Consider the following 18,773-nt stretch of genomic DNA (forward strand, 5'->3'; position numbering starts at 1 on the left):
GAAGCGTCGGCCTGCGAGCCAGGCACACCGACGGACGGACCCGAAACACCAGCCTGCGGGACAGACACACCGGCAGGCGGGGCCAGGGCATCGGCAGGCGCAGAAGCGTCGGCCTGCGAGCCAGGCACACCGACGGACGGACCCGAAACACCAGCCTGCGGGACAGACACACCGGCAGGCGGGGCCAGGGCATCGGCAGGCGCAGAAGCGTCGGCCTGCGAGCCAGGCACACCGACGGACGGACCCGAAACATCAGCCTGCGGGGCAGATGTGTCGGCGGGCGAGGTGGCAGCGTTGGCGGGCCGGGGCATGGGGACCGTCCGCGAGTCGGGGGTGTCCTGCTGCGGGGACACGAGCAGCAGGGTGCCCAGCAGGTGCGCGGCCGCCTGCCGACCGGTGTCGAAGACGGCCTCGTCGCGGCGCTCGCCGTCTTCGAAACGGAACACCGCCCAGCGCAGCCCGTCCCGCACCAGGCACCAGGCGCCCTCGGCGGTCTCCTCCAGCCGGTAGGAACCGGGGTCCACCCCGAGTTCCTCAAGCCGCCGCCGCACTCGCGCGACCCACACTTCACCGGGAGGCCGGAGTTCGAACGTCCGCCACCGGTAGCCTCCGTCGGTCTCCTCCCCGGCGGCTTCCTCCGTCGCCTGGGCGGGCACGGCCTCAGGAGTGGGGTCCGGGGCACTCGCGGGCGCCGCTTCCGGGGCCGCTCCGGGGGAAGCGGGGTCCGCAGCAGGGGGCGGCGGCGGTGTGGCGGGCTCCGGGTCGGGGGGCGCGGGGGCGGGTTTGCCGGACAGGGCAGCGGTGGCGGCCTGCAGGGTGGGTTCGTCCACCTCGGGGACGCGGAAGCCCTGGGCGCGGATGTGGGCGACGAGGTCGGGTTCGGGTGGGAGGCCGTGCTCGCGCAGGTAGTAGCCGACGGCACCGGCCCAGATCCAGGTGCCGTCGGTGTGGAAGCTCAGCGGTACGCGGTCACCGCGTTCGGGGGCGAGCTGGTCCGGGGCGTAGGAGCCGGCGGCCCGCACCAGCGGTGCGTTGTGCAGGTACTCGGCGAGGCGTTCGGCCTCGTCGGGGGCCACGGGGGGACGGGACACCGAGGGCTGGGCGCCGTCCGATCCGGCGTGGTCGAAGACGCGGGCCCTGCGGAACGTGCGCGTCGGGGCGCCGCCCAGGCGGCGGCTCATCCAGTCGGGCACCTCCTCCATGGGGAAGCGCTGCAGTTCCCGGCGGACGTCGTCGGCGCTGGGCTCGGTGCTCCAGGAAGGTTCCTCATCGCGCGGAAAGCCCCCGCTGGCGCGCACCGCGCCGTTCTCCAACCGCACCTGGAACTCGACACGCGACCAGACTTTGCCTTCGATCGCGTACATGCCCGCGCGCAGCCGGTCCAGCAACGCCCCGGCGGCGGCGGGCGGCCTCCAGGGGCGCAGGGTCTCGTCGTCGAAGAAGACCGTCACCGGGGGGAACTCGACGTGGTCCCCCACCGCCTGGTAGTAGCCGTGCAGCCGGCGCCACAGCGCCGGAGCGTGGTCGGCCAGCAGCACGGACAGGTCGTTCATCATCTTGACGGGGTCGAGCCGCTCGGGGGCGGGGTCGGGGCCGTACTCGGGTTCGCGTCCCTCCAGGCGCGCCGCCAGCCAGGCGGGCGTGTGCTCGGGGGCGCGCGGCATGACGACCTGGTCGCGCTGGTAGCACTCCGCGGGGATCGGCGGGTCCCACAGGGGGTCGAAGTCGCGGTTGTAGAGCCGTGCCACGACGCCGCCGGGCTCGATGAGGAACAGCGCGGAGAACCAGGTGCCGCGTCCGGGTTCGTAATGCGCGCGGCGCAGCTCCCTCAGCAGGTCGGTGAGCTGGGACGGCAGGCCCTCGGACGGGACTGCCGCGCCGTCGGCGGTGAGGACGGTGGCGGTGACCTCGCTCACCGCCACCGTGGCCGCGCAGCGCAGGTCGATGCGGCGCCATCCGGGCGGCGCCGTCCGCTGGACGAGCTCGACGATCTGGCCTTCCAGCTCGGCCACCCGGTCACCCGACACGGACATATCCCCTCATCGTCTACCGTTGCACGACATCGGGCAGGGTATCGGGCCGCACCCACAGCGACGTCCGGGTAAAGGCGTTGCCCGGGCTCGGTCATCTGCCGGATGCTCGGAGGCATGCGAATCGAGCAGTTGATCGAACTGGAGCAGCGCGGCGAGCTTCCCGAGTTCGTGTTGTTCTGGGGCGGCACGAAGCCCAAGGGGTGCCTCAGCCAGTGGTATCCGTCGCCCTTCACGCTCGACGGCGTCACCTACGCCACGGCCGAGCACTACATGATGGCCGAGAAGGCGCGCCTGTTCGGCGACGGCGAGGCGGTCCAGCGGATCCTCGCCGACCCCGACCCCAGGCGGGCCAAGGCGCTGGGGCGCCGCGTCAGGAACTTCGACGAGGACACCTGGGCCAAGCACCGGTACGACATCGTCGTGACGGGCAACAAGGCCAAGTTCGGCACCCACGAGAGGCTGCGCGACTTCCTGCTGGGGACGACGGGCAAGGTGCTGGTGGAGGCCAGCCCGGAGGACACCGTCTGGGGCATCGGGCTGAGCGAGCAGCAGCCCGAGGCGCGGCGGCCGTCCCAGTGGCGGGGGACGAACCTGCTCGGTTTCGCTTTGATGGAGGTTCGGGAGTCGCTGCGGGAATACCCGGCCTGAGGCAATACGGTCGGGTGCCGTGTCGAGCGAAGCCGTCTCCGCCCCCGAGCCCACCGTCACCCCTCCCCCGCCGCGTCGCCGCCGCAGGGGGCGCATGCTGCTGATCGTGCTACTGGCCGTCGTCGTCGTGCTGGGCCTGGGGACGGGCGGGGTCGGCTGGTACTTCTCCGGTGTCGCCACCGAGGTGTCGCACGAGGAGGAGTACCCGCTGACGGTGCTGGACGTGGCGGACGGCACCGTGACGCTCCCCCGCGACGAGGCCACGGTACGGCCGGGCACATGGGCGCTGGCGTGGAAGGGCGGACGTGCGCTCCTGGGCCCGGTGGTGAAGCAGGACAAGCGCAGCGTCGCGCGCGAGGTGGCGAAGGTCGTGCAGGGCACGCTCGCCAAGGGCCTGGCCGTCCACTTCGACCATTGGGTGTACGCGGGGGATCCCCGGCGCGCCCTGGGCCTGGAGTTCCGCGACGTCACCTATCCCACGCAAGTGGGGACGATGCCCGCGTGGTTCCTGCCCGGCACGACGAACCGGACGACGTGGGTCATCGCGGTGCACGGACGCAACGCCGACAGGGCCGAGACGTTCCGGGCCATGCCCGCAGTGCACCGCCTGGGCCTGCCCATGCTGTCCATCGCCTACCGCAACGACGTGGGGGCGCCCCGCTCACCGGACCACCGCAACCACCTGGGCGACACCGAATGGCGCGACGTGGCCTCCGCCGTGGCGTACGCCCGGTCGCAGGGCGCCACGGGGGTGGTCCTGTACGGGTGGTCGATGGGCGGGGCGATGGTGACGACCGTCCTGCGCCACTCCGACGACCCGGGGTTCGTCCGCGGCGTGGTGCTCGACTCCCCGGTGCTGGACTGGAACGCCACCCTGGACAAGCAGGGCGCCGCCCGCAACCTGCCCGGGTTCGTCACGGCCGCGGCCAAGCGCATCCTGCAGTGGCGTACCGGCATCGATCTGGAGGACTACGACCAACGCCGGTACGCCCCCGACCTGAAGACCCCCACGCTGCTGTTCACCACGGAGTCCGACGCCACCGTGGACAACGCGCCGTCAGTGGCCTTCGCCGAGCGCGCGCCCCGGGGCATGGTCACGCACGTCCGGGCCCAGGGCGACCACACCGAGGCGTGGAACATAGACCCGGCCGCCTACGAGCGCGCGCTGCACACCTTCCTCACCGGCCTCAAGCCGTGAGCAGGCGCGCCGTCTCCCCCAGCAGTTCGATCTGGCGCAGCGGGTCCCCTCCGAACGGCAGGCCGATGATGCGGTGCGCCCCCGCTTCCGCCAGCGCGGCCAGGCGTTCGGCGGCCTGTGCGGGGCTTCCCACGGCCAGCGCGTTGCGCGCGGCCTCCTCCGGCATGCCGTACTGCATCAGCCCTCGCACCTGGGCGTCGACCACGGACGCGGGCAGGTCTCCCAGGCCGATGCTGATGCTGGCGGTCAGCTTCGGTGCCGGGCGGCCCTGCTCGGCGGCCAGTTCCTCCAGCCGCGCCTCCGCGTCCTTGAGGGCGCCCGGCGTGGGGAACCCCGCGTACCACTCGCCCCCGAACCGCAGCAGGCGGCGTATCGTCGCCTTGCCGAACCCGCCGCCGATGAGCAGCGGCGGCATGGGCGCGCCCGGCTCCAGCGTGACCTGTTCGCCGTTGACGGTCGCGGGCTTGCCCTCGACCAGGTCCGGCAGGACCTCCAGTGCGGCGTCGGTGCGCTTGCCGCGTTCGGCGTAGGGGACGCCCACGGCCTTCCATGCCGCGTCACCGTGCACGGCCCCGCCCGTGCCGATGCCCAGCAGCACCCGCCCGCCCGACAGGTGCTGCAGGGTCGCGACCTGCTTGGCCGCCCACGCGACCGGACGCAGCGCCAGCACCATCACGCCGAAGCCGAGCTTGACGCGTTCGGTCGCGGCCGCGGCCGCGGCCAACCGCAGGGTGCTGTCGAGGAACGGCTTGGCCGCGATCAGGTGGTCCCCCGTCCACACCGACTCCAGCCCGGCCTCCTCGGCGAGCCGGGCCTGCGGGACGACCGCCGCCTGCGGGCTCCCCGACGACAGCCCGACCCCCACCTTGAGCTTCTCCATCACCGCACCTCCAGCAGGGTCTTGCCGACGGTCGCGCGCGCCTCGATGGCCGCGTGCGCGTCCGCGGCGCGTTCCAGCGGGAACCGCTGGCCGATCAGCGGACGCAGCCGTCCGGCGGCGGCCTCGGCGAGCGCGCTCTCGGTGCTCTCGCGCAGCAGCTCGGGCGTCACCTCCGCCTTGACCAGCGTCACACCGCGCTCGGCCGCCTCCTCCTCGGACACGCCGGCCCACTCGCCGCTGGCCAAGCCGTAGCTGACCATGCGTCCCCCCGGGCGCAGCAGCCGGAACGCGGCACGCGCCACGGCGCCGCCGACGCCGTCGAGGACGACGTCCACCCCGTCGACGCCCTCGGTCCAGTCCGGCTTCAGGTAGTCGACGGTCTCGTCGGCGCCGAGCTCCCGCGCCACGTCCAGCTTGCGCGGACCGCCCGCCGCCGCGACGACCGTCGCCCCGGCCGCCTTGGCGAGCTGCACCAGCAGCGACCCGACGCCTCCCGCGGCCGCCTCCACCAGCACGCGCTCCCCCGCGCGCGGCGCGGCGGCCCGCAGCTGCAACGTGGCGGTGCGCCCGTCGGCCAGCAGCGCGACCGCCGCGTCCATCTCCAGCGCGTCGGGCACCAGGTACAGGCCCGCCGCGTCCACGGCGGCCCGTTCGGCATACCCGCCCGAACCGCCGGTGCCGGTCACCACCCGCTTGCCCACCAGCCCCGGGTCCACGCCGTCGCCCACCGCCGCCACGACACCGCCGACGCCGTTGCCGAGGATCATCGGCAGCTGCGCCTTGAACGGCCCGTTGCCGGTCGCGCGGAACTGCGTCTCCACGAACGTGATGTTGGCGAACGCCACGTCGACGACCGCCTGTCCCGGCCCCGCCACGGGGTCCGGGGCTTCACCTGCGACGAGCACCTCGGGCCCGCCGAACTCCTTCAACCACACCGCTCGCACGGTTCAGCCCCCCAGTTCGGGAACATCGTCCCGACGAGGCTGCAACCTCAAGCGCACTGCAGGTCAAGTCAGCCGATGTCGCGACGGACCGCGGTGACCATCGCGATCACCGCGAACACCAGCCCGTAACCGACCAGCACCAGCGTGCCGCCCCAGGGCGGCAGCGTGTCCAGCTCGCCCATGCCGCCGAAGCCGCCGGTCGTCCGCGTGATCGCGCGCACCGCCCCGGCGGGGAGCCACTGCCCCACCTGCGGCAGCGCGACCGTCACGATCGCCTCGACGAGCTGCACCCAGCCGATCGCCACCAGGATCGCCGCGATCTGGTTGCGGATCAGCGCGCCCAGCCCCAGCCCGACGAGCGCATACAGGCCCATGGCCAGTACCGTCCCGCCGAGGATCATCGGCACGTCGTTGTCGAGCAGCGACGTCGAGCCGCCCCGGATCGCCAGCGCGGGCAGCGCCACCGCCACCGTCGCCAGCACCGTCACCAGCCCGAAGGCCAGCCCGAACAGGAAGTAAGACACCAGCTTGGCCGCCAGCACCCGGCCCCGCCGCGGCGTGACCAGGAACGCCTGCGTGATCGTCCCGTGCCGGTACTCGCCGGTGATGCCGACGATGCCGAGGATCATCATGAACAGCACGCCGCCGCTGGCGTTGGCGTAGAAGGCGCGCACGGTGTCTGGGTCGGTGACCGGCGGCAGCGCCTCGCGCCCGTCCATCTCGACACCCGCCAGCGCGATGTAGAACACCAGCCCCATCAGCGCGAACCCCACGCTGAGGCCGAGCATGCCCAGCCACATCCGGGTGGACCGGATCTTCAGCAGCTCCGCCTGGATCAGCCGGATCATCCCGCCTCCCCCATCTCCGCCCGGGTCAGCTCCAGGAAGACGTGCTCCAGCCCGGACCGCTCCTCCACCAACTCCGTCAGCACCGCACCGGCGTCCAGCGCCGCGCGCCCGACCTGTTCGGCGTCCACCCCGCTCACCCAGAGCCGGTCGTCTTCGAACCGGACGGTGGCGCCCGCCTCCTCCAGCGCCCGCCGCAGCTGCTCCGGCTGCCGCGTGCCCACCTTCAGCTCGCCTCCGCGGACCAGCTCGGCCAGCGGCGCGTCACGCAGCACCCGCCCCCGCGCGACGATCACCACATGGTCGGCGACCTGCTCGACCTCGGCCAGCACATGGCTCGACACCAGAACGGTGCAGCCGATGTCGGCCAGGTGCCTGAGGAAGTCGCGCAACCAGCGGATTCCGGCGGGGTCCAGGCCGTTGGCGGGCTCGTCCAGGATCAGCACGCGCGGCTCGCCCAGGATCGCCTCCGCCAGCGCCAGCCGCTGCCGCATGCCGAGGGAGAACCCCAGCACCCTGCGGTCAGCCGCTTCCTTGAGCCCGGTCGTCTCCAGGGCTTCGTCCGCCCGCCGCGTCGGCAGCCCCGCCGCCGTGCACGCGACCCTCAGATGGTCGCGTGCGCTGCGTCCCGGGTTGAACCCGGTGGCCTCCAGCGCCGCCCCCACCTCCACCACGGGACGTTCCAGGTCAACGTACCTGCGCCCGTTGATGAGCGCCCGCCCGGACGTGGGCGCCACCAGCCCGAGCATCATCCGGAGCGTCGTCGTCTTCCCCGCCCCGTTCGGTCCGAGAAAACCCGTCACCTCCCCCGGCCGGGCCGTAAAGCTCACCCCGTCCACGGCCCGGACCGTTCCGAACGTCTTGGTCAGTTCCTGCACCTCGATCACGGACACATCGTGCCAGTCGCGACAATCCCCCAGCATTCGACTATTCGGCGGCCCCGGCGCGTCCCCGGCTCTCACCACGAGGCTCTTTTCTCGCCACAGGCACCTCTGTAAGCTTGCGGCCGTACTCGATCCCGTTGTCGGCTGTTGATCAGGGATGGCGATGAGCGCCCGGTTGATTGGCCTGCGCCCCGGCTCCGGGCCCGCCCGCCGCGCACGCCTCGCCGTCGCCCTCACCGCGATCGCCGCGACGGCCTCCTGCGGCGGCTCGTCCTCCGGCGGCGCCTTCAAGCCGAGCGGAACCTTCGGCGGCGCCGCGGCCGCACCCGCCACCACGGCCGCAACCCCGCCGTCGGCCCTTCCCACCGCCCAGGTCGACCGGGACGTCCTGCAGCGCTACCGCGAGTACCAGCGCGTCTACAAGCAGGTCTACGCAACCAACGACCCCACTCCCCTCGCCTCCGTCGCCACCGATCCCCTTCTCACCTCCATCACCCAGGATGTCGAGGAGACCAGGTCGAAAGGCGAGATCTGGCGCTTCACCAACGCCCTCAACCCGAAGATCCAGGGCCGCACGAAGGACGGCTCCCAGGTGGCCGTGCTGGACTGCGTGCGGACGCTCGCCGCCTACCGGTACTCCGCCAAGACCGGAAAGCGGCTCGGCGGCTACGAAGGCGGGACCTTCCTCTACCAGGTCATCATGAAGTTCGAAGGGGGGACCTGGAAGGCTTCCAAGGCGACCCAGGGAAAAGAATGCTGAACACACCGGTGAGACTGGCGAGCGCGCCCCTCTCCCTCGCGCTGCTGTCGGCGGGCACCCTGCTGCTGTTCCCCTCGACCGCCGAAGCGGCCCCCTGCGTCGGCGGCAAGAAGGTCAAGTGCACCGCGAACGGCGAGCGCACCATCCCCGGCCGCGGCGGCTCAGGCGGCGGAGGCGACAGCACCGGCGGCGGCCCCGTCGAGCAACCCGACATCGCCTGCCCGGTGGAAGTCGACGACTTCGACTGCCCGACGCCTGAGGAAAACGCCGCCCCGGTCCCCCACATCCCAACACAGGTCGTAGTCGAGTCGGCAACGGACGACCTGGCGCTTCCGTCACCGACAATCCACACGGCCCCCAGCCCGAAGACCTACGTGCGGGCTTTCACCTCCCTGTGGATCGACTCGGGGAGCTTCACCCCCCGAACGGCCCAGGCCTCAGTTCCCGACCAGGTGGTCACGGCCACGGCCACTCCCCAGTCGGTGACCTGGAACATGGTGGAGCGCACCATCACATGTGGATCGGCGGGATCGCCGAACGGGACGGAATGCGGCTACACCTATAACCGCTCATCGGCGAGCCAGCCCGGCGGCCGCTATCAGATCACCGCCACGATCAACTGGACCGTGGCGTGGACATGTCAGGGCGCGTGCGACCCGGGCCAGCAGGCCGGCACGCTGCCGAACATGACCACCTCTTCCACCACCCCGCTCGTCGTTGAGGAAATCCAGACCAGCACCCGCCCGCGGTAGCGAGGATGAGAGAGCAGGGACGACCCCGGAAAGGCGCCATCACCGTGTCGGCACACGCGCAGACAGGTCTGCTCGTAATATCCGCCTTGCTCGCCGGAGTGACCGCGGGCTGCGGTGGCGACGAGCCCAAGGCGGCGTCCAAGACGCCATCACCGTCGACAGCGTCCCCATCCGCACCGACCTATGCTGAGGCGCAGTTGAAGTCCGCCCTACTGCCCCCTCAGGACATCGGCAAGAAGCTACGCGACCAGCGCACCATGCCGCAGGGGCTCTCCGAGCAGAGCGTGCCAACCTGCCCGGACTCTCCCGTGAAAGTGGCCGAGCCGCAGTGGTCGAGCATTCGACACCTCGCGGACACTAGCAGCCCCTACGGGACCCACTACGCACAGTTCGCCGCCGTGTACGGTGATGCCGCAGCCGCCCAGCGGGAATTCGACAAGATCCGGACGGCGGCGCGCGAGTGTCCGGCGAAGGGAAACGTCGAGTCCAAGAAGCTTTCCAATAACCGCATCCGCCTGGGCTACGGCTACACCTGGTCGATGCGTGAGGAATCCATCGAAGGATGGCGACTGGTGCGATCCTCCTTTAAAAAGACGGCAAAGGCAGCCGGCAAGTCCAACACACTCAGTTTTGCCATGGACTATGGCATCCGAGGAAACGCACTGATCGCATCGCTCTACTGGGAGCGACTTCCTCCCGGCGACTCCGGCGACCCTATCAGCAAATACGCTACCGATATCCTGACCAAGCAGCTGCAGAAAATAGGCTGACAGGCATATAAATCGGCGACGTCGCCCGGTATACGTTGCATTTGACCGGTTGCCTGCGCCTCCCCACCTGGATCGCTCGGTCGCGCTCGTGATGTCGGCGTGCCGCTGGATGGGGGTCAGGTGACGGTGTGGCCGTAGGCGGCGGCCAGTTCGGTCAGGTCGGGGTCGCCGTAGTGGGTGCGTAGCCGGGTGAACCTCTGGACCTTGTCTTCGCCGAAGCGGCGGATCTTCTCGGTGAAGGTGGCGGGGGTGACGAACGTCGGGGGCGTCGTCTTGCTGTGGAACTTGTCGGCGTACATGACGAGTTGTTCCTCACCGGTCTCGGCCACGTAGTCGGCTTCCGGGATGGGCAGGGACTGGGCGCGGACGTCCTCGCGGGTCACGCCGACGCCGGTGTGGCAGGAGCAGAAGCGGCAGAGGAACTCGGGGAAGCCGAGGTCGCGCAGAAGTTCATGGCCGAGGACGCCGTGCCGGATGTAGCCGGCGTGGTCCAGTTCCCCGGACGGGGTGTAGAGCAGGTACACGCCGATGTCGTGCAGAAGGCACCCGGCGCGCACGAGGTCCCCGTCGACGTCGAGGCGCTGCCGGGCGATGAGTTGTTCCGCCAGTTCGCACACGATCCGGCAGTGCGTGTAGACCAGCTCGAACGCTTCAGGCGTCGGCGCGTACTTCTCGTGCAGGGCACGAATCTCCTGGTCCGTGGGGATGCGCGCGGAAGGCGTCATGAGATGACTGTGTCCGGGCGGGAGGTGTCCCGTGCGTGGGTGACCGGCAGGCGCAGTTTCACGGTCCGAGTGTAAGGACGCGCCCGAGGCGGCGGGGAACGGCCCGGCGCCTCGGGCGCTTCGCAGCGGTCAGCGGATCCGGCAGGTGGCGGTGTCGGTCTTGGTGGTGTCACTTTCGGAGGTGGCGGTCACCTTCACGTCGCCCTTGCGGGCGCCGTTCGACGGCTTGGCCCAGACGTCCACGATGGTGGCGCCGCCGACCTTGGCGGTGGCCAGGGCGTTCGGCAGCCAGGTCCGCCAGCCCTTGGCGTCGGCCTGCAGGCGGTAGACGTCGGCCGCGCTGTAACCGGTGCCGCCCTTGCCGGTGTTGCGCAGCGTCAGCGTGCACTTGACCCAGCCGGAGCCGGCGGAGCGGGTCGCGGCGGAGTTCAGGCGGACGCCGCGGCGGGCCGGGCCGGAGCCGTCCAGGGAGCGGATCGCGACGGTGTAGGACAGCACGCCCTTGGCGTCGCGTTCGCGGTCGAGCACGTAGAAGTGCAGGCGGTTGGCCTCGTCGACGTACTCGTACTCGCTGCCGGAGTCGGTGCCGGCGTGGAACAGCGCGTCCGACAGCTGGCGGTAGTCGCCGATCGTCATCTTCTGCGGCTGCCCGTTGGGCAGGACGAAGTCGACCTTGTCGATGTCCTGCGGGTTGGCGTCCTTCACCCAGATGAAGGGGGCGCTGTCGCGGTCCTTGGTCTTGGCGAGCAGGACGCCGGAGTCGGGGGTGAACGAGTCGAAGCCCATGCGGTCGACGACCTCGACGGTGTAGTTGTCGTAGCCGCCGCCGTCGCACAGCGGGTCGGCGGCGGTGTCGCAGGCGGGGCTCTTGTCGCCGTCCGCGCCGAGCCCCAGGTTGATGCCCGCCAACCCGCCCTTGCCGGGCTGTGCGGCGCGGGCCGTCACCTTGGCGACGACGACGCCGGACGCGGCCAGGGCCTCGCGGCTGGTCTGCAGCACCTTGGACTCGTCGACGAGGCCGAGCTTGAGCTTGTTGCGCAGCATGTGCTGGGCGCCCATGGAACCGCCGCCGGTGGCCGGGATCGTCCACCGGCTGTGCGGGCCGCCGGGGCCGTTGAACGAGCCGCGGCTGAGCATCTCCCACGGGCCCGAGTAGGAGCGGCGCGGCGGGTTGCCGTACGGGTTGTTGTAGTTGTCGCCGATGCCGAGGATGTGGCTGAACTCGTGGGCGAACACGCCCATGCCGGAGCTCTCCGCCTGCGTGGAGCTGCCGGTGACCGCGTTCGGCCAGATGGTGGAGCCGGCGGCCCAGGAGGTCCAGTCGACGTAGCGGGTCTTCACCCAGTTGGGCAGGTTCGCATCCCCCGGGCCCCACTCGGGCGGGACCTCTTCCTTGGAGTTGAACTTCATCTGCCCGAACTCTTGCCAAGTGGACGATTCGTCCTGACCCGCTGACAGGTAGAAGACGAAGTCGAACTCGGCGGCCTTGGCCTCGCCGACGTCGGCGATCCAGGCGGCGCGGGCGTCGCGGCGGATGTCGCGGCCGCAGGTGTCGCCGGTGGGGCAGCCGGTGCCGCCCTGGAAGGAGTCGATGCCGTACTCGTGGGACTTGCCGGGCATCCGGTAGGCGCCGAACGCGGTCAGGTCGACGCCGTAGCGTCCGCCGGAGTCCTCCATCCAGTACTCGTGCAGCGTGTGTCCGCGGTTGAGGGCCTGCGGCTTGTTGAGGAAGTCCTGGTAGAACTGGGCGACCTGGTCGCGTGGCACGTTCCCGACGAGTGTCGGGTTGCCGAAGATCGTGGAGTTCTTCGGCTGGGTCACCACGAACGGCTGGTCGGGGTAGTCGACCAGCACGACGGCGCCCTTGAAGTTCTTCACCGAGCCTTTGCGGGACGGGTCGGCCCAGTTCGTGCCGGGGACCGGTTTGTAGTCGTCCCAGGTCATGGTGTCGGGAAGCTCGTAGTCCTGCGGGTCGATCGGCCGTGGCTGCCCGGCGGCGTAGGTGCGGGTGCGCTGGCTCTCCTGCCACGGCTGGGTCTTCGGCCAGTGGCGCATCTGCCAGGGGTTGGCGGTCGGCTCGGGTATGCGCGGCCGCGGTTGCGCCGCGGCGGGCGCCGCCGCGAGGACGGTCGCCAGCGCCAGCCCCGCCGCGGCGGACACCAGGAGTCTGTTTCGGACGAGCATGTCTCCCCTGTCTCTGAAAGGTCGCTGAGACGGTAAAGACGTGCCGATCTTGAAACAACGGCCGACTTGCACGATCTTGCCCGGGTGTGCCTGGCAGCTCACGCCAGCATCTCCGCCGAGCCGGAACGGAAACGTTCAGTGTGTGATCATCCGGGCGCCGAGCAGGCGCTGGAACCGGGCGACCAGGTCCCGGCCCGCCGCGCCGTCCGCCGTGTACCGGATCTGCGTCCCGTTGGTGAAGTGCAGCGACACCGCCGTCCTGGTTCCGTCGCGGACGGCCCACGCCTGCCCGATCCACCCGGCGTGCACGAACCCGGGCCGCTCCCGTACCGGCGGCTTCTTCGGCAACAGCCACCCCCGGTACGAGGGGATCAGCAGGAACGGCAGCGTCACGAAGGCCATCACGTAGGCGACCGCACCGACAGCGGCGTGCAGCAGCATGCCGACCAGGAAGTACAGGAGCAGCAGCAGGGGCACGGTGGTGGTGGCGAGGATGACGGCGTCGGATTCGCCCAGGATGCGTATGGCGGCCCAAGCGGGCAGGGAGGTCAGGATCGCCAGTCCGAGCGCGATGAACAGCTTCTTGGTGCCGAACAGCCGGGCGCCCCAGCGCTCCAGACGGTCGCTCCAGGACTCGCCGTCGGCCGCGTAGCCGTCAACGGTGAACGAGAGCACCACGCGCCCGCCGGGCTCGGCACGCACCGCCTTGATCACTGTCATGCCCGGTTAGAGGAGGGAACGTTCCATTTCGTTCCGGCCCCGGCGAAACCCTCCTCGGCCGCGGCCGGACCTAGGCCAGCAGGTCGCGGGTGGCCAGGACGATGCCGTCCTCGTCGCTGTAGAGCCAGTCGCCCGGGCGGAACTCCACGCCGCCGAACGCCACCGGGACGTCCACCTCGCCCGCCGCGTCCTTGGCGCTCTTGCGCGGGTTGGAGCCCAGGGCCTTGATGCCCAGGTCCAGCGTGCGCAGCGCGGCGACGTCGCGCACCGCACCGTTGATCACCACGCCGGACCAGCCGTTGCGCACCGCCGCCCCGGCGATCATGTCGCCCATCAGGGCCGTCGCCAGCGAGCCGGCGCCGTCCACCACCAGCACGCGCCCCTCGCCGGGGCCGTTCAGCAGCTGCTTGACCAGGCCGTTGTCGTGCAGGCAGCGCACCGTCGCCACCGGGCCCGCGAACGCGGTGCGGCCCCCGTACTGGCGGAACTGCGTCTCGCAGCTGCGCAGCTCGTCCCCGAAGTCGTCGATCAGGTCGGCGGTCGCGAACTCCATGCCGGGGAGCCTACCGGTCAGTACCGCGACGCCGGGCGCCCGGGTCGCTCGGGGGAGTCGGTGGGACGGCCGATCAGCCGGGACAGCACGATCGCGGTCTTGGTGGCGGTGATGTTGTCCTCCCGGCGCAGCCGCTCCAGGGCCTGCTCCAGGTGCTGGATGTCGCGGGCGCGCACGTGCACCAGCGCGCTGGCGTCGCCGCTGACGGTGTAGCCGGCGACGACCTCCGGATGGTTGCGGATGCTGGCGTAGATCTCCTCCGGGGAGGTCGCCCCGGTGCAGAAGATCTCGATGAACGCCTCGGTGGTCCAGCCCAGCGCGGCCGGGTCCACCACCGCGGAGAACCCGGTGATCACGCCGTCCGCGCGCAGCCGGTCGACCCGCCGCTTCACCGCCGGGGCGGACAGGCCCACCGCGTCGCCGATCTGCGCGTACGAGGCGCGGCCGTTCTCCAGCAGCTGCGCAACGATTCGACGGTCGATCTCGTCAAGACGCAACGAACCTCTCCCTTGAAGTGCACTTTCTTCAATGGTCGGCGCCCTCATTGCGAACATACGCTGTAAGGGGAGCACCGGCCACCGTCCGGCGCCCCGGCATGCCGCATCGTGTCCACACCGCTTCGTTTGAGGAGGCTGCGTGTCTCGTACCGAACGGCTGCGGGCCCTGTCCGAGGAGCACGGCGCGCACACCTACCACCCGCTCCCGGTCGTGATCGCCGAGGCCGAGGGGGCGTGGGTGACCGACGTGGAGGGCCGCCGCTATCTGGACATGCTGGCGGCGTACTCCGCGGTCAACTTCGGGCACCGCAATCCGCGGCTGGTGGCCGCGCTCACCCGGCAGCTGGAGCGGGTGACGCTGGTCAGCCGGGCCTTCGACCACGACCAGTTCGGGCCGTTCGTGGCGGAGCTGGCCGATCTGTGCGGCAAGGACATGGTGCTGCCGATGAACAGCGGCGCCGAGGCGGTGGAGAGCGCGCTGAAGACCGCCCGCAAGTGGGGCTACGAGGTGCGCGGCGTGCCCGCAGACCGGGCCACGATCATCACGTTCGAGGGCAACTTCCACGGCCGGACGACCACGATCATCAGCTTCTCCACCGACCCGGAGGCGAAGAACTCCTACGGCCCGTACACGCCCGGCTTCCGCACCGTCCCGTACGGCGACGCGGCGGCGCTGCGCGCGGCCATGGACGACACCACGGTGGGCGTGCTGGTCGAGCCGATCCAGGGCGAGGCCGGGGTGAACGTGCCGCCCAGCGGGTTCCTGACCGCGGTGCGCGAGCTGTGCACCGAGTTCGGCGCGCTGATGATCGCCGACGAGATCCAGTCGGGGCTGGGCCGCACCGGCACCACGTTCGCCGTCGAGCACGAGAACGTCGTCCCGGACATGTACCTGCTGGGCAAGGCGCTGGGCGGGGGCCTTCTGCCGGTGTCGGCGGTGGTGGCCGACGCCGACGTGCTCGGGGTGTTCCGGCCCGGCCAGCACGGCTCCACCTTCGGCGGCAACCCGCTGGCCTGCGCGGTCGCCCGGGAGGTGATCGCCATGCTGCGGACCGGCGAGTACCAGCGGCGGTCCCGCGAACTGGGCGCCCACATGCACCGGCGGCTCGGCGAGCTGCCGTCCGACCTGGTGCGCCAGGTGCGCGGGCGCGGCCTGTGGGCGGGCGTGGAACTGCGCGGCAAGGCCCGGCCCGTCACCGAGCGGCTGATGGAGCTGGGCGTGCTGGCCAAGGAGACCCACGACACCACGCTGCGGCTGGCCCCGCCGCTGGTGATCGACCGCGCGGACCTCGACTGGGCCCTGGACCGGGTGGCCGAGGCCCTGTCCGCCGCCTCGTCCGCTTCGGTCCGCGAGGCGGTCGGTCAGACGTGACCCTGTAAGTCGCGAGCTCGACGAGGGCTTCCCGCAACGGTGTGGGGAGCCCTCGTCGCGTTGTACGCCGCGTCATGTGCGCGCGTTGTACGCCGCATCTGCGATGCCCGGTGTGACACGGGGACGTCCTCGTGGAATAGTCTATGTGGACTATTCCACGAGGAGTACCATGTCGAGACCCATCACACCGCTGGCGCTCACCGTGCTGCGGATGCTGTGCGACGGGCCCATGCACCCGTACGAGATGCAGCAGCGCATCCGGAAACACGGCTACGACCACTCCGTCAAGGTCACCCACGGCGCGCTGTACAACTCGGTCGAGCGGCTGGCCGCACAGGGGCTGATCGAGCCCGTGAAGACCAGCCGGGAGGGCCGCCGGCCGGAACGCACCGTCTACCGCATCACCGACGCCGGCCGCGACGCCGCGCACCGGCGGCTCGGCGAAATCCTGTCCGAACCCGTCGAGGAGTACCCCCTGTTCAACGCCGGGCTGGCGTTCATCAACCTGCTGCCGGCCGACGAGGTCGACATGCTCCTGCAGCGGCGGATCACCGCGCTTGAGTTCCTGCTGGGCGGGCACCAGACCGCCTATGAGGCACTGCGCAAGCGCGGCTTGGAGCGGTACAAGCTGCTGGACATGGAGCTGAACATCGCCCGCGTCCGCACCGAGCTGGACTACGTGCGAGCGCTCGTGGACGACCTCGCCGAGGGGCGGATGACCTGGGCCGACGACGAACGACCGACCACCCGTCACCAGCACGGTGACACCGCCGACGAGGAGACCTGCCAATGACGCGCTGGCGCGCGAACCCCTGGGCGATCCTGCTCACCCTGTCGCTCGGGTTCTTCATGACGCTGCTGGATCTGACGATCGTGAACATCGCGATCCCCAGCATGATCGACAAGCTGGGCGCGTCGCTGGACCAGACGCTGTGGGTGCTGAACGCCTATGTGCTGGTGCTGGCCGTGCTGCTGATCACCGGCGGCCGGCTCGGCGACCTGATGGGCAAGAAGACCCTGTTCATCGCCGGTGTCGCCGTGTTCACCGCGGCCAGCCTGGCGTGCGGGCTGGCCCCGGATCCGGTCTGGCTGATCGGCGCCCGGGCGGTGCAGGGCCTGGGCGCGGCGCTGCTGATGCCGCAGACCATGGCGATCATCATCGACACCTTCCCGCCGCAGCGGCGCGGCGCCGCGCTCGGCGTGTGGGGCGCGGTGGCCGGGGTGTCCACCGTCGCCGGGCCCACCGTCGGCGGCCTGCTGGTCACCACGCTGGACTGGCGGTGGATCTTCTTCGTCAACCTGCCGATCGGCGTGCTGGTGCTGGCCATGGCGGTGCCGATCCTGCCCGCGTCCGCCCGCACCGTGCGGCACCGCTTCGACCTGGCCGGGGTGCTGCTGGCCTCGGCCGCGCTGTTCTGCCTGACCTTCGCGCTCACCGAGGGCGAGAAGTACGAGTGGGCCGGGTGGATCTGGGCGCTGATCGGCGCGGCCGCGGTGCTGTTCGCCGTCTTCCTGGCGCACCAGCGCACCCGCCAGGACCGCGAGCCGCTGGTGCCGTTCACGCTGTTCCGCGACCGCAACTTCGCCGTGCTGACCTTCGTCGGCGCCACCGTGTCGGTCGGCATGATCGGCCTGTTCCTGCCGATGACGATCTACTTGCAGTCGGTGCAGGGCCGCAGCGCCCTGGCCGCCGGGCTGATCATGGCGCCGTCGTCGGTGATGTCGATGCTGCTGGCGCCGGTCGCCGGCCGGCTGACCGACCGGATCGGCGGCAAGTACATCCTGATGGGCGGGCTGGTGCTGTACGCGGCGGGCACGGTGTGGCTGGTGGCCGTCGCGGACGTGGACACCCCCTGGCCGGTGTTCCTGGCCCCGCTGGCGTTGTCGGGCGTGGGCATCGGCGGGGTGTTCGCGCCCATGACCACCGAGGCCTCGCGCAACGTGCCGCCCCGGCTGGCGGGCGCGGCCTCGGGCGTCAACAACACCATCCGGCAGATCGGGTCGGTGCTGGGCAGCGCGGTCGTCGGCGCCGTCATGCAGAACCGGCTGGCCGCGGCGCTGCGGGACGAGGCCGTGGCGCGGTCCGGCGCGGTGCCGGCGCAACTGCGCGAGAGGTTCGTGGCCGGGTTCGCCAACGCGGCCAAGGGCGGGCTGGAGGTCGGGGTCGGCCAGACGGGCGCGCACCAGCTTCCGTCGAACGTGCCGCCGAGCGTCGCACACCGGGTGCAGGAGGTGGCAGCCCAGGTGTTCGGCCACGGGTTCGTGCACGCGCTCGCGCCCACGATCGCGGTGCCCGTCGCGGCCGTCCTGCTGGGCGCGGCCGCGTGCCTGGGCGTCCGCGGCTACCGGGCGCCCGCCCGAACCGTGGACGCCGACACCACCCCCGCACCGCTCGCGGGCTGAACCGCACGCCGGCCGTCCCGGCGCTGCGGGGCGCCGGGGTCAGGCGATGCCCCGGTACTCGCCCTCGTAGAAGATCAGCGGCTTGCCGGACGGGTCGGGCATGTGCAGGGCGAGGACCTCGCCCACCACGATGCTGTGGTCGCCGCCGTCGTGCACGGCGTGCGTCCGGCACTCCACCGCGGCCACCGCGCCCGCGAAGATCGCGGCGCCGGTGGCCGCGCCGCGCCGGTGCTCCCAGCCGCGCAGCGGGTCGTCCAGCGGACGTCCCCGGGTGGCGAACCAGCGCGAGGCTTCCTGCATGTCCTCGGTCAGCACCGACACCGCCCACACCCCGGCGTCCAGCACCGCGTCGTGGAACCGCGCCGTGCGCTGCACGCAGATCAGCACGAGCAGCGGGTCCAGGGACACCGAGGTGAACGCGTTGACGGTCATGCCGTGGTCGACGCCGTCCGCGACCGTGGTGACGACGGCGACGCCGGTGGCGAACCTGCCCACCACCTGCCGGAACCGGAGGGGGTCGATGCGTGGTGCGGCGCCGTCGGGATCGGGGCGCGGCGCGCGGGGGCCACCGGGGTCAGTGCTCATGAGGCGAATACTCTAGGGCC

General features: G+C 71.3%; 19 protein-coding genes. 8 read left to right on the forward strand and 11 right to left on the reverse strand.

Going from position 1 to position 18,773, the window contains the following annotated elements; translation table 11 throughout:
* The coding region (locus tag QSK22_RS00695) for a hypothetical protein (RefSeq protein WP_285491901.1) at nt 1-2,033 on the reverse strand (2,033 nt) is incomplete at its 3' end.
* A gap of 114 nt (nt 2,034-2,147) precedes the next feature.
* Between QSK22_RS00695 and ybiA the strand changes: the two genes are divergently transcribed.
* Entirely contained in the window at nt 2,148-2,681 is a 534-nt protein-coding gene (gene ybiA, locus QSK22_RS00700) for a riboflavin biosynthesis intermediates N-glycosidase (protein ID WP_285491902.1), read from the forward strand.
* A gap of 19 nt (nt 2,682-2,700) precedes the next feature.
* Nucleotides 2,701-3,879, forward strand: coding sequence for an alpha/beta hydrolase family protein (locus tag QSK22_RS00705; protein WP_285491903.1), 1,179 nt, complete (start codon nt 2,701-2,703; stop codon nt 3,877-3,879).
* Here QSK22_RS00705 and QSK22_RS00710 read toward each other — a convergent pair.
* From QSK22_RS00710 to QSK22_RS00725, 4 genes are all read right to left on the reverse strand, one after another.
* Entirely contained in the window at nt 3,869-4,759 is an 891-nt protein-coding gene (locus QSK22_RS00710) for an LLM class flavin-dependent oxidoreductase (protein WP_285491904.1), read from the reverse strand. The genes QSK22_RS00705 and QSK22_RS00710 overlap by 11 nt on opposite strands.
* Complete coding sequence (locus tag QSK22_RS00715; RefSeq protein WP_352231395.1) at nt 4,759-5,694, reverse strand: zinc-binding dehydrogenase; 936 nt, start codon at nt 5,692-5,694, stop codon at nt 4,759-4,761. Before QSK22_RS00715 ends, QSK22_RS00710 begins: the two co-directional genes overlap by 1 nt.
* 77 nt (nt 5,695-5,771) lie before the next feature.
* The gene (locus tag QSK22_RS00720; protein WP_285491906.1) at nt 5,772-6,551 is read right to left on the reverse strand and encodes an ABC transporter permease; all 780 of its coding nucleotides are present in this window, start codon (nt 6,549-6,551) and stop codon (nt 5,772-5,774) included.
* Nucleotides 6,548-7,435: an ABC transporter ATP-binding protein gene (locus QSK22_RS00725; RefSeq protein ID WP_285491908.1), complete on the reverse strand. Its 888-nt coding sequence runs from the start codon at nt 7,433-7,435 to the stop codon at nt 6,548-6,550. Before QSK22_RS00725 ends, QSK22_RS00720 begins: the two co-directional genes overlap by 4 nt.
* 160 nt (nt 7,436-7,595) lie before the next feature.
* Here QSK22_RS00725 and QSK22_RS00730 point away from each other — a divergent pair, with 160 nt between their 5' ends.
* From QSK22_RS00730 to QSK22_RS00740, 3 genes are read left to right on the forward strand one after another with little or no spacing between them, the layout of a single operon-like run.
* Nucleotides 7,596-8,192, forward strand: coding sequence for a hypothetical protein (locus QSK22_RS00730; RefSeq protein WP_285491909.1), 597 nt, complete (start codon nt 7,596-7,598; stop codon nt 8,190-8,192).
* A complete protein-coding gene (locus tag QSK22_RS00735) occupies nt 8,186-8,944 on the forward strand; it encodes a hypothetical protein (RefSeq protein ID WP_285491910.1) in 759 nt (252 codons plus the stop codon). The genes QSK22_RS00730 and QSK22_RS00735 overlap by 7 nt, the downstream gene beginning before the upstream one ends.
* 44 nt (nt 8,945-8,988) lie before the next feature.
* Nucleotides 8,989-9,714: a hypothetical protein gene (locus tag QSK22_RS00740; protein WP_285491911.1), complete on the forward strand. Its 726-nt coding sequence runs from the start codon at nt 8,989-8,991 to the stop codon at nt 9,712-9,714.
* A 116-nt stretch (nt 9,715-9,830) separates the two neighbouring features.
* Here QSK22_RS00740 and QSK22_RS00745 read toward each other — a convergent pair whose 3' ends face one another.
* The 5 genes from QSK22_RS00745 to QSK22_RS00765 all read right to left on the reverse strand — a co-directional run bounded on the left by QSK22_RS00745 (nt 9,831) and on the right by QSK22_RS00765 (nt 14,393).
* Complete coding sequence (locus QSK22_RS00745) at nt 9,831-10,439, reverse strand: HDIG domain-containing metalloprotein (RefSeq protein WP_285491912.1); 609 nt, start codon at nt 10,437-10,439, stop codon at nt 9,831-9,833.
* Between the two features lie 129 nt (nt 10,440-10,568).
* Nucleotides 10,569-12,623 carry a M6 family metalloprotease domain-containing protein gene (locus QSK22_RS00750; protein ID WP_285491914.1) on the reverse strand — a complete coding sequence of 685 codons (2,055 nt, stop codon included), beginning with the start codon at nt 12,621-12,623 and terminating at the stop codon, nt 10,569-10,571.
* A gap of 135 nt (nt 12,624-12,758) precedes the next feature.
* Nucleotides 12,759-13,343 carry a hypothetical protein gene (locus QSK22_RS00755; RefSeq protein ID WP_285491915.1) on the reverse strand — a complete coding sequence of 195 codons (585 nt, stop codon included), beginning with the start codon at nt 13,341-13,343 and terminating at the stop codon, nt 12,759-12,761.
* A gap of 70 nt (nt 13,344-13,413) precedes the next feature.
* On the reverse strand, nt 13,414-13,896 hold the full coding sequence (gene rraA / locus QSK22_RS00760; protein ID WP_285491916.1) for a ribonuclease E activity regulator RraA: 483 nt from the start codon (nt 13,894-13,896) through the stop codon (nt 13,414-13,416).
* Nucleotides 13,897-13,913: 17 nt separating this feature from the next.
* Nucleotides 13,914-14,393: an Lrp/AsnC family transcriptional regulator gene (locus QSK22_RS00765; RefSeq protein ID WP_285491917.1), complete on the reverse strand. Its 480-nt coding sequence runs from the start codon at nt 14,391-14,393 to the stop codon at nt 13,914-13,916.
* 139 nt (nt 14,394-14,532) lie between these two features.
* Here QSK22_RS00765 and rocD point away from each other — a divergent pair, with 139 nt between their 5' ends.
* From rocD to QSK22_RS00780, 3 genes are all read left to right on the forward strand, one after another.
* Complete coding sequence (gene rocD / locus QSK22_RS00770) at nt 14,533-15,765, forward strand: ornithine--oxo-acid transaminase (protein WP_285491918.1); 1,233 nt, start codon at nt 14,533-14,535, stop codon at nt 15,763-15,765.
* Nucleotides 15,766-15,934: 169 nt separating this feature from the next.
* On the forward strand, nt 15,935-16,558 hold the full coding sequence (locus tag QSK22_RS00775) for a PadR family transcriptional regulator (protein WP_285491919.1): 624 nt from the start codon (nt 15,935-15,937) through the stop codon (nt 16,556-16,558).
* Complete coding sequence (locus tag QSK22_RS00780) at nt 16,555-18,168, forward strand: DHA2 family efflux MFS transporter permease subunit (RefSeq protein ID WP_285491920.1); 1,614 nt, start codon at nt 16,555-16,557, stop codon at nt 18,166-18,168. The genes QSK22_RS00775 and QSK22_RS00780 overlap by 4 nt, the downstream gene beginning before the upstream one ends.
* A 39-nt stretch (nt 18,169-18,207) precedes the next feature.
* On the opposite strand, the gene QSK22_RS00785 is transcribed toward QSK22_RS00780, so the two are convergent.
* Nucleotides 18,208-18,753: a flavin reductase family protein gene (locus QSK22_RS00785; protein ID WP_285491921.1), complete on the reverse strand. Its 546-nt coding sequence runs from the start codon at nt 18,751-18,753 to the stop codon at nt 18,208-18,210.
* Nucleotides 18,754-18,773 lie beyond the last annotated feature (20 nt).

Source organism: Actinomadura sp. NBRC 104425 (genome assembly GCF_030269545.1).
In the GTDB taxonomy this organism is placed as follows: domain Bacteria; phylum Actinomycetota; class Actinomycetes; order Streptosporangiales; family Streptosporangiaceae; genus Spirillospora; species Spirillospora keratinilytica.